Raw genomic sequence first — 12,972 nt, forward strand, 5'->3', positions numbered from 1 at the left:
AGGCAAGAAGTGCCCTGGTCGCGGCGGACATCGGGCGAGCCGGGCCGTTAGCTCAGCTGGTAGAGCAGCGGACTTTTAATCCGTTGGTCACTGGTTCGAATCCAGTACGGCCTACCAAAAGATTCAAGGGCTTAGCGTTCGCGCTAGGCCCTTTTTCTTTTCCGACTGTCAACGGCATTGTTGTGGCGGCCCGCGATTTGGCTTAATTCGCCGAGTATGATTGAACCTCTTGCGATCTCAAGGGGGGCTCTATGGAGCGGGAAATAGCCAAGGTCGGGGCGTCTCCCAAAGATGGCTTCGATGTGCGGTCAAGCACCGGAAGCAAGGTCGATCCATCTTCGGCGATCTTCGCAATCATCCGTCAACCGGACCCGCCTTACGGCGACTTGACAGTCATCGGAACGGGCTTTTACATTTGCCACTATGGGCTGTTTGCCACCGCCAAGCATGTACTTAAGGAATGCTTGGATAAACGCGGTCAGCCAACCATACCGTTGAGCATCGTTCATCGATTTCCCCTGACTCAAACGGTGCAAGTACGTCCAATCATTAGAGCCGTTCTACATGACTCCTCGGACGTCGCGGTCGGAATGGCCGCCCCGATGCAGCATCGGACGACGCGGGAGAATTTATGGAGCGACTCGGTGGTGCTGAGCGCGTCAGAAGCATCAATCGGCGACAAAATCGCCACGTACGCGTACCCGAACGCGACGACGGAGCGCATAGCAGACGATTGGCACAAGGCGCATTTGTATCCACTTTTTTACGAAGGCACGGTGGTCGAATGCTACCCGCACGGGCGTGATCGAGTCATGATGCCGGGGCCTTGTTTTCGGACGTCAATGCATATGCATGGAGGAGCAAGCGGAGGGCCTGTGTTTGACCTACGATCCGGGCGCGTATGCGGAATTAACAGCACTGCTTTTCCTGACAGCCCCGACGTGTCATTTGTCTCAATGGTGTCGCCGTTGCTTCAGCTAGACATAGAAGGGGTGACGTTCGATGCTTCTACCCCACCCCAAACCGTCAAATTGGCTCGCCTCGTTGAGTTAGGCATTGTTCCTTACGAGTAATGTCTCTTTGTACAAGGCGGCCCTCGATCAAAACAGCCTGTCCGTTTGACGTCTTAGACGCTTTTTGGGATCGCTTCAGCGCTAGCGCGGAGTGTGGCTGCCGTTCCTAGGTAATTCGACAGCAATCGATGCCAGCGCATCTCGAGCGGGCCGGAGCTTACTGCGCCCGTTTGACCTGACAATGCTGCGCATCGGCCATGTGACGCCCCACAACCATCGATGCTAGTCGGGCGATTCATCGTTGGACTTTTTCCATGAAGTGACCTCCCTGTCGGTTAGGATCGTTTCAAGCGTCGCCGCGTTGTATGTGATGTCGGTTTTTCGATGAACCTCTTCGAAGGCATCAGACCCAACGCAAGCAGGATCAGACGCTTCTCCTGTGCACCGATGTCGCCCTTGGGATTGAATGAAGTCATGCTGCATCCGCCGAGCAGGCCGAATGCGCCGAGCGGCATAACGCGGCCTGCGGCAACGCAAAACCGTTTGACGGTATCAGATTGACCGTGCGCACTTGACCCGATACAGGGATTTCTTCTACATAAACCTGGGATTCTGCATGTCATGTACCTTGGTTGCCGGTAACACCACAGGCGGACGAACTCACCTGCGGCAGCGCCCCTTTGGCTGGCGTGGAAAGGGACCGGCCAAACTGAACCCGGCCGGCCCCACGATGGCTAGCGGCCTGTCGCATCCTGCACAGCTTCCTTCGTGGTTTCCCCAAGTGGGGCGGACTTCGGCGCTGCCACTTCGAGATGTGGTTGCGCGACGCCCGCTTTATGGCGCCTGCGCGAGTAATGCGCTGGCTTGGTAGCACCCTCCAGTCGCGCCGCGTGAGGCGCGCCCCCGGGACGATGCACGTCGTGCGTCACGAATCCCGAATCGTGATTCGGTATCGCAAACCAGCATCGTGTCGATGCTGAATTCGTAATCCTTATAGTGCCCCTCATACGCCTTGTTCTTGTATATGAGGTGCACAACATTGACCGTACTGCCATCGGCAACTTCCCGTGCCTCCCGGATGAGCGGATGCTGCTTCTCCAGGCCCGGCGGCACATGCTTCAGTAGCTCCTTGATGAGCTGTGCATGACGCTGGGTCGACCCGAGCATCGCGGTGATAGCGCGGGTCCGGCTGGAATACTGGATGTCCTTGGCGCGCTCGGACACATCCAGCATGTCGCCCGGGAGGCCGCCGCTCGAACTCCAGAGGTCAACCTGGAAGACCAGGGTGTCCTTGTGCTGCGGGTCGCTTACAACCTCGGTCAATGGCGTGTTCGACACCAGACCGCCGTCCCAGTAATATTCGCCATCAATCTCGACGGCAGGAAAGCCCGGAGGGAGCGCACCCGAGGCCATGAAGTGCTCCGGCGAAAGGCGCATCTGCGTGTTGTCGAAGTAGACCAGGTTACCCGTGCGCACGTTGACCGCGCCGACGGAGACGCGAATATCGCCGTCGTTGATTCTGTCGAAATCGGCGAATTGCAGAAGGGTCGCCCGAAGCGCGGTGGTATCGTAAAAGCTCACTTCTTCTGGCGAGCGCTTGCCCATCCCTGGGATGGGCACCGGAAGGCGCGGCGAGAAAAAGCCTCGCTGCCCTTCGGTGAGTGCGCGGCCTGCCGCCCAGCAGCTCGACCACTTGCGCGACAGGTCGTGCATGCCCGCGGCGCGGGGTAGCCACGCGCCAAGGTTCCCAAGCATGTCCGCCGGCTGGCAGATGGTGTTCCAGAATCCATGCAATGCCTCGGTACGCTTGCCCGGAGCGTTGCCCGCGATGATGGCTGTGTTAAGCGCGCCGATGGAGATGCCGGAAATCCAGTCCGGATGAATGCCAACTTCCTCGAGGCCTTCGTAGACGCCGGCCTGATAGGAGCCCAGCGCGCCGCCACCCTGTAGCACGAGAGCGACCTCGTCATAGGCCGGAAGCTTGAAAGTCTTGCGAGGTGTGCCTGATGTTTCTTGATCTTGACGCACTGGGCGGCTCCTTAGTGCATCGACCAGCCGTGGCTGACGATAATGGACTGGCCCGTCAATGCGGACGATTCGAAGCCGGCGAGGAATGCCACGGTGTTGGCGACGTCTTCCACCGTCGTGAATTCGCCGTCGACCGTTTCCTTCAACATCACGTTCTTGACGACGTCTGCTTCCGAAATGCCCAACGCTATCGCCTGCTCCGGAATCTGCCTGTCGACAAGCGGCGTGCGCACGAACCCCGGACACACGACATTGGCCCGTACACCGCGCGAACCACCTTCCTTGGCTACCACGCGTGCGAGACCGAGCAGTCCATGCTTGGCCGTCACGTAGGCAGCCTTCAGCTTCGACGCTTCGTGCGAGTGGACCGAGCCCATATAGATAATCGACCCACCGTTGCCCGCAGCGTACATGTGCCTGACAGCAGCTTTGGTCGTGAGGAACGCGCCGTCCAGATGGATTGCGAGCATTTTTTTCCAGTCGGAGAAAGCATAATCTTCAATCGGGTTGACAATCTGGATGCCCGCGTTCGAGACCAGCACATCGATGCTGCCAAGCCTGTCGACAGCCTGCTGGATGCCGGCGTTGACCGCTTCTTCGCTCGTCACGTCCATTGATACAGGCAGCGCTTTGCCACCCTCCTTGCGGATGCTCTCGGCCACGCTCTCAGCAGCCTTGAGGTTCAGGTCCGCGATTACCACCGACGCGCCGAGCGCCGCGAGCTTGCGTGCGCACTGTTCACCGATACCACTTGCAGCACCCGTCACGAGCGCGACCTTATCTGTTACGGACATGCCTTTTCCTTGATCTGTCAGAGGGTGTTTACTGATTCGCGGCAAGCTTGAGTGCCGGCGTCTCGGCGAGGTAGTCGAAAGCTACCTCCCCGATGTCAAGCGTGAGATTGGCGATGACGTGCCGCGCGCCGACGATTTTGCGCACCGGCAAATCCGCCACGGGAGCCAAGGCATGCGGGTGCAGCTCAAGCGCGGCCGGACCGCCCCACGCGCCGAGCACGGTGACATCCCGCAGGAAGTAACGCACGAGCTCGCAGATGCGGGCCGAGCCGTCAACGTGCGGAATGACTTTCAGTAGATAGTTCGGCGTGTCCGCCAGCTTCTTGCGCTCGACCTCGAGGTCAAGTGGCTCGTACTTGTAGCCCATCGTGCCCGTGGCAATGGGCTGGGTGCCATAGTCGAGCGTTCCAAGCAGCGTGTCGTTGCCGTCAACGCGCAATTTCGGACTCGCCAGCTTCTTGGGGAAGCCCCAAATCTCACGACCGCCGGCAATCGGGCCTTCGTCGTCGAGGTACATCGCATGCGTGTAGCTGCCTGTCGTTCCGGTTTCATCTCTCACCGAGATAACCTGGCCGCTTTCCGTATAATCGCCGAATCCCGACGAGTCTGGCATGCGAATGAATTCGTAATGCACGAGGGGGCTTGCGACTGTCAGTGGTTCCGGGACCACGGCGCGCAATGCGTCCATGTCGGTCTCGTACGAAATGATGAAGTACTCACGATTAAGGAAGCGAAACGGCGGGCGGGGGTAGGAAGGATTGTGGACGGGCATCGCAAAAGCATCTTTGCGGATTTGTTCGATTTTCAACTATCTCTCCAGTAGTGACGTCAAATGACGTCGCGTCTTTAAAGCCACGCATGCGCACCAGAGGTGCTGTGCTGCACACCGCGCCTCTGTCTTATCACAGCGTGTCGGATTCGAGTGGCCCTGTGCTTTGCATCGTTGTACAGAGCACGGGCAATAGTAGCGCCTTGGTCCATGCATCGGGGTCCTTGCTGGTCGCAAAACATTGTCCCCCTCACCGCAACAATTGGTTCGATCCTTGTACGCGTCAGCTTCTCATCGGCGAAACGCCGCGTGTAGCGATGTCGCTTCGTGATAGGCAATGTCGCACATATAGGCATACGTATTAATTGCCACATGGCTCATTGTTTCGTCCCCGATGCCTCGCTTGCTTCAGGCATGTCGATTCGAAACCGCGTCTCCGAGAATATAAACGCGCGCAAAGTCACAGTTAGACATTAACGGAAGCCGCGACCATCATTGCGCCTGCGTTTCGCGGCGGCGGATCGCCTGCTCTGGGAGAGTACACGGCGTCGCCCGCCTCAATCGGATGACCGCTCAACACGCACGTGCCCGGCCCCTTCGCGATGAACACCCGTCAGGGCTGGTAATCACAGCGACCGCCGCACGAATCGCACCGGGAAACCGACAGGGTCTGCAAAGGGTTCGGCGCCACTTTCAGGTCAGGCGGATCTTCGGTTGGACGAGACCGTTGATCTGTTCCGCTGTCCACAGCAGCGTCGCCTTTCGAAAGCCATGGAGAGCCTGCTGATGGCGCCGGTAGAGCATGGCGTGACTCAGTTGAGCGAAACGTCCGCGCACGAAACCGCCACGAAAGAGTCCGAAGCGCCCAAGCGTGCCGAACGCGTTGTAGTCGCTCAGCGAGACGAGCGAACCGAAATCGCGGAAACGGAAATGGGCAAGTGGCTTGCCTGCAAGCCACCCCGGAAGGTGACGCGCGAGATGCTCGGCCTGCTGCGTGGCGACCTGCGCGGTCGGTGCAAGTTGCCGTTCGTGACCGGCAAGAGTCAGGCTTGCGCAATCGCCAAGCGCGAACACGTGATCGTCACGCGAAGACTGCAGACTCGCTCCGACGACGATCTGGTTGGACCGGTTCGTTTCGAGTCCGTCGAGATTGTTCATGAAATCCGGCGCCTTGACGCCCGCTGCCCAGACCATCAGATCGGCCTCGGCAAGCGTGCCGTCGCCGTGGCGAAAACCATTCGCCTCTGCCGCGGTAACGCGCGTCGAAGTCAGCACGCGAAAACCGATATGCTCGAGCTGCGACTGGCTCGATGCCGATATCTCCGGCGCAAACGCCCCGAGCACGCGCGGGCCGCTTTCGAGCAGCGTCAGACTCAGCCGCTCTCGCACAGTCGGGTCTCCGTAACTCGACGCAACGTCAAGCAAGCGGCTCAGTTCAGCGGACAGCTCAACACCCGTTGCACCCGCGCCGACGATCGCCACACGCAGTGGTTCGTCCTTCGCGACGCTTCGAAATACGCGCGCTCGCAACGCGGCGTTGAACGCTTCGGCCTGTTTTTGACTGTCGATGAAATGGCAGTGCTCTTTCACGCCCGGCACGCCGAAATCGTTCGCCCGGCTACCCAGCGACAGCACAAGCACGTCGTACCCGACTGTTCGCGGACCGAGCACTACTTCACCTTCCGGCGTCCTGAGCTCGTCGAGCTGGACCAGCCGCCGGCTTCGATCGAGTCCGTGCATTGCGCCGGGCTGATAGGTGAAGCCGTGATCGCGGGCATGGGCGAGGTAGATCACCTGCTGCTGCTGAACATCGCGCGTGCCGGCTGCAATGGTGTGCAGCATCGGCTTCCATATGTGCGTCGGGCTGCTGTCGATCAGCGTGACGCTGGCCCGGCCGCTGCGCCCTAACAGGTCGCCGAGTCGGGTAGCCAGCAAAATTCCCGCAATCCCGCCGCCAACGATGACAATCCGTATTGGTTGCGACATAATAAATTCAACGCATGATGAATAAATCACATCGTAGCCCAAAGCACGAGCTCCGTCAAACCGTGGCCCTCCTCAGCGTCTCACGCGCCGTCAGTTAAACTTCGGCTGAATTGACGATCCACAACTCACACCCAAATGAACGACGTAAAGTCAGGACCTGCCAAGCTGATCGAGAAAAAGCGTACCCGCGGACGACCCGCGTACAGTGCTTCCGTCGGTGCCGACGTCCTCCTGCGAAAGGCCCGGCACACCTTCGCAAAGCGTGGATTCGACGCTACCAGTGTGCGGGAAATCGCGCGCGACGCGGGTGTCGACCCGGCGCTGATCGCGCATCATTTCGGGTCGAAAGAAGCGCTATGGGTTGCGGTGGTAGAGCAGATCGCGGATCACGCTGCGCCAATGATCGACGCCACAGCCAGGTTGCGCTCGGCCACGCTAGGTGCGCGTGAGCGTGTCGAACACGCAGTGGTTCTTTTCATCGATCAGGTTTTCGACGAACCCGACCTTGGTATGTTTTTTTCGACTGCCGCGACCGAAGAAGGCGAGCGCTTCAACATACTCATCGGGCGTCTGGTGCGCCCCTATCACGACGTGTTCGTGCCTTTGCTCGAAGATGCATCGAGGGCGAAGGAATTGAAACCGCACCACCCCGAAGTCATGTTTTCCATGCTGATGAACGCCATCAGCAATACCGTGGCTTACCACCATATGCTTCGGGCTTTCTCGTCACTTCCTGAAGATCAGACCAGGTTCAAGCGCGCGGTGCGGGACACGGCGCTGAACATGATCAGAAAGTAATCAGCAAGACCCAATGCGCTTCGCGACAAGCCCAGAATCCTCCACCTGCTTATCGTGCGCGTCGTCCCCTGACGCATTCGCTGCCCAAGAGAACTACCATGGCGATGACCGCCCCAAGGAACGTGTCCACGATCCGCTCGCCGACGAGGGCGAGGGGAGCGCTCGTCCCGCCCACCGCTGAGATGGTCAACGCGGTTGGGGTAATGAAGGTCAGGGCCAGGGCGTAGTGCCGCGCGGCCACGACTTCGATCGCGAACTGGAGCAGCGCGAGGACCCCGACGAGCCAGAGGCCTTTCGGGTCGACGAGCTGGATCAAGCCAAAGACAGCCGCGCCCAAGACCGTGCCCACAACGCGGTGCACGGCCCGAATGGCACTTGAGCGCGAGACGTGGCTGCCCTGCAGCACCGCACCCGCGACCATAACCGTCCAGTAGGCACGGTGCTCCCCAAAAGACAGGCTCAGCAAGCCGGCGCTGGCAACCGCAACGATCACCCTCGCGGCGATCGTGGCCTTTTCCCCGTCGAGCAAGCTGGGAGGAAACCGCATGCGCAAGCTGGGCGCTTCGCCCTTGCGCTGGTGCACAAGCGGCAGCGCGAGGGGTGCGATCACGAGCAAGTACGCACTGAGCGCGCCGAGCGCGACCAGAGAGGGGATCATAAAGACGCCAAGGGGCGAACCGCTGAAACGCGCGGAAGCGGCCAGATGACCGCTGACACCGGCGACCAGCACGAACTGCATCGGCCCGGGCGGCCCCATTCCGACACCGAGCAGAATGATGCTGGCGAGCGCAGCCACGGCGACGAGGCAGGCAATGGTCAGCCACGCATTCGTCGCGCACAGTACGCCCAGCGTGGAGGCGGCCACGAACCCCGCCGCGACGAACGGCAAGGCCCGGAGCCGGTCGCCCAGGCGCAGCGTCGAGCCGTAGAGAGCCGTGAAGGCGCCGAGAGAAGCGATGAGCCCGAGTGACTGGTGGCCGGCCAGCATGAACGCGCTCAGAGGCACGCCCATGGCGACGCCCCCTCCGACGCCGGCCGACCACCGCCACGGGCCGTCGTTGAAGCCGAGCAGGCTTTTCAGTACGCGGGGCGGCACGAAAGGTCTTCTCATTTGGGATTGTTTTGTGAAGCGACCAGGTGATTGGGTCATGAAATTTGAATCGAAGGCGGAGATCGAGTTTTCGCTCCGACGGCGCTCCGGATTGCACGTCTTGTCTGTCGACACTTCAGAGCCGCATCCCGCAGGGTCGCAAGTGACCAACCGCCTTTTCGCGGCTTCAAGACGGCCCTCTCCTGACGACGTCGGTCTACGCGTTCGTGCTACCAGTTCGTTCGTCGCAAGTGCCGCTTCCCCCGAACCCACCGAGGTTCAAGTGCGCGAGCGCGATCGAATGACGTTCACGTGACGGCCATCATGCGGACCGCTTGCCTCGCGCAACGGTGTGCGACGACGTGATGGCTCCGGTCCTCCGACTTTCAACCAACGCACGCGTACGCTGCGAGATTCGCGCCGCTGCCTCCCGGATCGATTCGACAAGACGGTCCAGATTGGCAAATTCGAGTCGCTGGGTCGGCACGATCACCGCAAGCGAACCGACTGCTTCACTGGAGTCGTCCGTAAATAGCGGCGACGCCAGTGCAGAAACGCTGCTTTCCAGTTCGCCCCTCGACAGATAAAAACCGGCACGCCGGATTTTGAGCAGCGACGCGCGAAACTCGTCGAGTGTCGCCCCAAGGCCGCTTTGCGCGATCTCGTCGGCATACTGATCGAACAGGACCGCGAGCTTGGCCTTCGGAAAGGTGGACAGGATCGCTTTTGGAGCGGCGCCGAGAAACAGGGGGCGAGGACGGCCCCGGCCGTACCGGAGGTCAAGCGCCGCGCCGTGAGTCTCACGATGCGTGTCCACGAGTTCGTTACCGTACCAGCGCGACATCACCACATCGAAGCCGGAGTGTTCACTCAACTCACGCATGATCGGCTGCCCGACCGCAAGCAGCGGATCCGACATGCGCAGGTGGTAGTCAAGCTTGATGATGCGAGGGCCGAGACCATAGTCTCCTCCTGCAAACCGGATGAGCAAGCCAGCATCCAGGAGCTCGCGTACATAGCGATAAGCCGTTGGAGTTGAGCAATCGAGTTCGGCGGCAACGTCTTCGACGGACAGGAACGGCTTCGCCTCCGAAAACAGCTCGAGTATGGATAAAAGTCTCGTAATGCTCGACATCTATTGCGCTGCGCCTCCGTGTGTGAACGGAATTATATCCACTGGCAAGATCGCCATTGACGCCTTCAACGACCACCGCGCGGAAACAGTCGCACGCGAGCCACGCAGCGCCACGCTTATGCAAGCCCCATGCGCTCGGCCATTTCGGTTTGCCAGACACTTCGCGGCCTGAATCCCGATAGCGTTCTTGCGTGGCGTTCGACAGCCGCCATCAGTTCAGCATCGGGCAAGCCGAAGTCCACCGGCACCCGCATCGGCTGGTCGACGTACCACGGCGTGTCGATGTAGAGCTCGAGGCGGTTGCCCTCGGGATCGCGCGCATAGATCGAAACCGAATTGCCGTGGGTGACGGGGTTGATTTCCTGCAGGCCTTCCGCAATGAACTGCCGATGAAACCGCCTCAACGTGGCAAGGCTGTCAGCTGTGAACGAAATCTGGTTGATCGGATTGAACGCCAGGTGCTCGGGGCGGCCGCTCGCGAGCACGATCTGGTGATGCACCGCGGGATCGCGGCTCAAGAATACCAACTGCACAGCGCCGTGCGGCGTCTGCAGCGAACCCCGATCCGTCACGGTGAATTCCATCACCCGCGTATAAAAGTCCTCCACGCGCGCCATGTCGCTCACATAGAAGCCCATGTGACTGAGGGACAGCCCTGCCCTCGCTTTCTTCATACCGTTCATGCTTGTCTCCAAGTAGTGATAAACCCCAACAAAAAACACGTTGTGACATTTGCTAAATTTAGTCTATTCTCACAATAAGATAAATGCACGGGTTTTTTACAAATCTAGGCGTTGATCCAATCTACTTTTTATCTATCCGGAGCATCAATGAAACTCGCCAGCTTCTCCACCCACCTTGGCTCGTCGTTCGGCATCGTTCGCGACGAAACCGTGTTCGACCTTGGCAAGCGTCTTGGCGGCCGCTATGCCGATCTGAAGGCACTGATTGCCGCCGACGCATTCCGCGAGGCCGCGCAGGCCGCCGATGGCAGGCAGGGCGACTACCCGCTGTCGGAAGTCACGCTGCTGCCTGTGATCCCGAACCCCGAACAAATCTTTTGCGTGGGACTCAACTACGCAGACCACGTCAAGGAAACCAACCGCGAAACCACCGAGCATCCGGTCATCTTCATGCGGGTGCCGGCTTCCCAGGTTGGCCATGGCCAGCCGATGCTGCGTCCGCCTGAGTCGCAGAAGTTCGACTATGAGGGTGAGATTGCCGTCGTCATCGGGCGCGGTGGACGACGCATCGCCGAGGCCGACGCGTGGAATCACATCGCTGGCTACGCCTGCTACAACGACGGTTCCGTGCGCGACTGGCAGCTTCATACGGGCCAGTGGGGCCCGGGCAAAAATTTCTATCGCACCGGCGCGTTCGGACCGTGGATGGTGACGAGCGACGAGATCGAACCCAATGCGGTGATGACGCTCGTCACCCGCCTGAATGGACAGGAAGTACAACGCGCGACGACGCAGATGCTGATTCACGGCATTGCCAAACAGATTGCCTACCTGTCGACGTTCACCCCGCTCTCTCCGGGAGACGTGATTGTGACCGGCACGCCTGGCGGCGTCGGCGCGAAGCGCAATCCGCCGCTGTTCATGAAGGCCGGCGACGTGGCGGAAGTGGAGGTTGATCGGATCGGCGTTCTGTCCAATCCAATCGCCGACGAAGCGTAAAAGTCGTAGCCGGGCGCGTTCGTGTGCGCTCGGCGTCTTATCTGGCGGAACAAGACATGTTAGAGAAAACTATTTCGACGCACGCGTGCGACTACGACGTGGCCGTTATCGGTCTCGGGCCCACCGGGGCGACGCTCGCGAACCTGCTGGCAATCGAAGGCTTGCGGGTGCTGGTGCTGGAGCGAGACAAGGAGATTTTCGCGCTTCCTCGCGCGGTGCATTTCGACGGTGAATGCATGCGCGTGTTCCAAACCCTCGGTTTAACCGACAAGCTGCTACCCAAGCTGTTCGTGGGTCCCGGCATGAAATTCGTGAACGGGGAAGGCAAGTTGCTGATCGACTGGCAACGGCCAACCTGTATCGGACCACAGGGGTGGAGTGCGAGTTACAAGTTCCATCAGCCCGATCTCGAGAATGCGTTACGCGAGCGTCTTGCGCAGCAATCGAGCGTTGACGTCCGGTTGCGCCACGAAGTGTTCGCGCTTGACGAGGCGAGCGATGGCGTCCAGTTGCGCTTCGAGGATACGTGCTGCGGCAAACTTGGACGTACCACCGCGCGATATGTAGTCGGCTGCGACGGTGCGCGCTCGATTGCGCGACGCTTCATGGGCACCGAATTGACCGATCTGAAATCGCATGAACGCTGGGTTGTGGTCGACGTATTGCTCGATGCACCGCGGCCCGATCTTGGCGACTACTCGGTCCAATACTGCGACCCGGCGCGCCCGACCACTTACACGCGTGGTCCCGGAAATCGGCGCCGCTGGGAAATCATGGTGATGCCCGGTGATGACGTGACGCAACTCACGTCCCCCGAATGGCTGTGGGACAAACTCGCTCGCTGGATTTCTCCGGCCGATGCGCGCCTCGAACGTTCTGCCATCTATACATTTCACTCGGTCGTGGCGAACGGTTGGCGCCGTGGCCGACTGCTGCTTGCAGGCGATGCCGCACATCAGACGCCACCCTTTATGGGCCAGGGGATGGGAGCCGGCATTCGCGACGCGTCGAATCTCGCGTGGAAGCTTGGTGCCGTCATTCATGGCGAAGCGCCCGATACCCTCCTCGACAGCTACGAATCCGAACGCTCGCCGCACGTGCGCTTATTTATCGAAACGGCGGTACAGCTCGGCTCAGTCATTCAAACGACGAGGTCAGACCTGGCCGAAGTCCGTGATGAAGAAATGAGCGCAGCGATTCGCAATTTTGTGACCCCACAACCCAGGCTTGGCCCGGGCGCATGGATCGATGAACCATCGGGCGTGGCCGGGCATATTGCACCGCAACCCCGCCTGCCGGACGGACACCTCGTGGACGACGTGGTCGGCTATCGGTTTGCGCTGCTTGCGCGACCCGAATTGCTCCGTGAATGCCCCGACGTCGCCAATAGCGCTGCGCAAGCGGGCGTCGGGATTGTGGCCAGCGATGGAGCGGCTGTTCGCGAGTGGTTGGAGTCGATCGACGCTCCAGCGGTGCTTGTACGCCCCGACCGGTATGTGTACGGCGTCGCGCAGGACGGTGAATCCTTGCAAAACCTTCTGCACCACGCCGTACCCGGCTTGCAAACCGAAGGTGCTGTGGCCATGTGAGCCCGCACCCCCCGTTGTCACGCGAGATGTCTCGCGGTCGACGCACGTAGACCATCGGACAAAGCATCCGATAATCAAATTGGAGGAG

The 12,972-nt window shown here is 60.2% G+C and carries 11 protein-coding genes, 1 tRNA gene and 2 pseudogenes; 5 read left to right on the plus strand and 9 right to left on the minus strand.

Features of this window, described 5'->3' with window-relative positions:
- The first annotated feature begins 41 nt into the window (after nt 1-41).
- Together HDG32_RS01185 and HDG32_RS01190 are read left to right on the plus strand one after the other, a co-directional pair.
- A tRNA-Lys gene (locus tag HDG32_RS01185) sits at nt 42-117 on the plus strand.
- Nucleotides 118-251: 134 nt separating this feature from the next.
- Nucleotides 252-1,073 (plus strand): serine protease, encoded by an 822-nt coding sequence (locus HDG32_RS01190; protein WP_184062585.1) that lies wholly within the window; start codon nt 252-254, stop codon nt 1,071-1,073.
- Between the two features lie 341 nt (nt 1,074-1,414).
- Here HDG32_RS01190 and HDG32_RS36085 read toward each other — a convergent pair.
- The 6 genes and pseudogenes from HDG32_RS36085 to HDG32_RS01215 all read right to left on the minus strand — a co-directional run.
- Nucleotides 1,415-1,528 (minus strand): annotated as a pseudogene (locus HDG32_RS36085) (cytochrome ubiquinol oxidase subunit II); the annotation flags it as partial.
- A 219-nt stretch (nt 1,529-1,747) separates the two neighbouring features.
- Nucleotides 1,748-3,041, minus strand: a pseudogene (locus HDG32_RS01195) (patatin-like phospholipase family protein).
- Between the two features lie 11 nt (nt 3,042-3,052).
- A complete protein-coding gene (locus tag HDG32_RS01200) occupies nt 3,053-3,835 on the minus strand; it encodes a 3-hydroxybutyrate dehydrogenase (protein ID WP_184059855.1) in 783 nt (260 codons plus the stop codon).
- 28 nt (nt 3,836-3,863) lie between these two features.
- On the minus strand, nt 3,864-4,643 hold the full coding sequence (locus HDG32_RS01205; protein WP_184062587.1) for an acetoacetate decarboxylase: 780 nt from the start codon (nt 4,641-4,643) through the stop codon (nt 3,864-3,866).
- Nucleotides 4,644-5,070: 427 nt separating this feature from the next.
- Nucleotides 5,071-5,214 (minus strand): DUF3331 domain-containing protein, encoded by a 144-nt coding sequence (locus tag HDG32_RS37140; RefSeq protein ID WP_184062589.1) that lies wholly within the window; start codon nt 5,212-5,214, stop codon nt 5,071-5,073.
- A gap of 83 nt (nt 5,215-5,297) precedes the next feature.
- Nucleotides 5,298-6,590, minus strand: a complete 1,293-nt coding sequence (locus HDG32_RS01215; RefSeq protein ID WP_184062591.1) for an NAD(P)/FAD-dependent oxidoreductase — start codon at nt 6,588-6,590, stop codon at nt 5,298-5,300.
- Between the two features lie 135 nt (nt 6,591-6,725).
- Here HDG32_RS01215 and HDG32_RS01220 point away from each other — a divergent pair, with 135 nt between their 5' ends.
- On the plus strand, nt 6,726-7,388 hold the full coding sequence (locus HDG32_RS01220; RefSeq protein WP_184062593.1) for a TetR/AcrR family transcriptional regulator: 663 nt from the start codon (nt 6,726-6,728) through the stop codon (nt 7,386-7,388).
- Between the two features lie 49 nt (nt 7,389-7,437).
- Here the strand turns inward: HDG32_RS01220 and HDG32_RS01225 are convergent, their stop codons facing one another.
- From HDG32_RS01225 to HDG32_RS01235, 3 genes are all read right to left on the minus strand, one after another.
- Nucleotides 7,438-8,499 carry an FUSC family protein gene (locus HDG32_RS01225; protein WP_184062595.1) on the minus strand — a complete coding sequence of 354 codons (1,062 nt, stop codon included), beginning with the start codon at nt 8,497-8,499 and terminating at the stop codon, nt 7,438-7,440.
- 301 nt (nt 8,500-8,800) lie between these two features.
- On the minus strand, nt 8,801-9,613 hold the full coding sequence (locus tag HDG32_RS01230; protein WP_090809648.1) for an IclR family transcriptional regulator: 813 nt from the start codon (nt 9,611-9,613) through the stop codon (nt 8,801-8,803).
- A gap of 116 nt (nt 9,614-9,729) precedes the next feature.
- Nucleotides 9,730-10,296 (minus strand): VOC family protein, encoded by a 567-nt coding sequence (locus HDG32_RS01235; protein WP_184059845.1) that lies wholly within the window; start codon nt 10,294-10,296, stop codon nt 9,730-9,732.
- Between the two features lie 147 nt (nt 10,297-10,443).
- Between HDG32_RS01235 and HDG32_RS01240 the strand changes: the two genes are divergently transcribed.
- Nucleotides 10,444-11,295, plus strand: a complete 852-nt coding sequence (locus tag HDG32_RS01240; protein ID WP_184062597.1) for a fumarylacetoacetate hydrolase family protein — start codon at nt 10,444-10,446, stop codon at nt 11,293-11,295.
- A 56-nt stretch (nt 11,296-11,351) separates the two neighbouring features.
- The gene (locus tag HDG32_RS01245; protein WP_184062599.1) at nt 11,352-12,884 is read left to right on the plus strand and encodes a bifunctional 3-(3-hydroxy-phenyl)propionate/3-hydroxycinnamic acid hydroxylase; all 1,533 of its coding nucleotides are present in this window, start codon (nt 11,352-11,354) and stop codon (nt 12,882-12,884) included.
- The last annotated feature ends 88 nt before the right edge of the window (nt 12,885-12,972 follow it).

The organism is Paraburkholderia sp. CI2, assembly GCF_014201055.1.
GTDB classification, from domain to species: Bacteria; Pseudomonadota; Gammaproteobacteria; order Burkholderiales; family Burkholderiaceae; genus Paraburkholderia; species Paraburkholderia tuberum.

Bases quoted from the DNA above. Each gene is read 5' to 3' on its own strand.
- HDG32_RS01190 (WP_184062585.1), top strand. From the start codon at position 252: ATGGAGCGGGAAATAGCCAAGGTCGGGGCGTCTCCCAAAGATGGCTTC.
- HDG32_RS01200 (WP_184059855.1), bottom strand. From the start codon at position 3,835: ATGTCCGTAACAGATAAGGTCGCGCTCGTGACGGGTGCTGCAAGTGGT.
- HDG32_RS01215 (WP_184062591.1), bottom strand. From the start codon at position 6,590: ATGTCGCAACCAATACGGATTGTCATCGTTGGCGGCGGGATTGCGGGA.
- HDG32_RS01220 (WP_184062593.1), top strand. From the start codon at position 6,726: ATGAACGACGTAAAGTCAGGACCTGCCAAGCTGATCGAGAAAAAGCGT.
- HDG32_RS01225 (WP_184062595.1), bottom strand. From the start codon at position 8,499: ATGAGAAGACCTTTCGTGCCGCCCCGCGTACTGAAAAGCCTGCTCGGC.
- HDG32_RS01230 (WP_090809648.1), bottom strand. From the start codon at position 9,613: ATGTCGAGCATTACGAGACTTTTATCCATACTCGAGCTGTTTTCGGAG.
- HDG32_RS01235 (WP_184059845.1), bottom strand. From the start codon at position 10,296: ATGAACGGTATGAAGAAAGCGAGGGCAGGGCTGTCCCTCAGTCACATG.
- HDG32_RS01240 (WP_184062597.1), top strand. From the start codon at position 10,444: ATGAAACTCGCCAGCTTCTCCACCCACCTTGGCTCGTCGTTCGGCATC.
- HDG32_RS01245 (WP_184062599.1), top strand. From the start codon at position 11,352: ATGTTAGAGAAAACTATTTCGACGCACGCGTGCGACTACGACGTGGCC.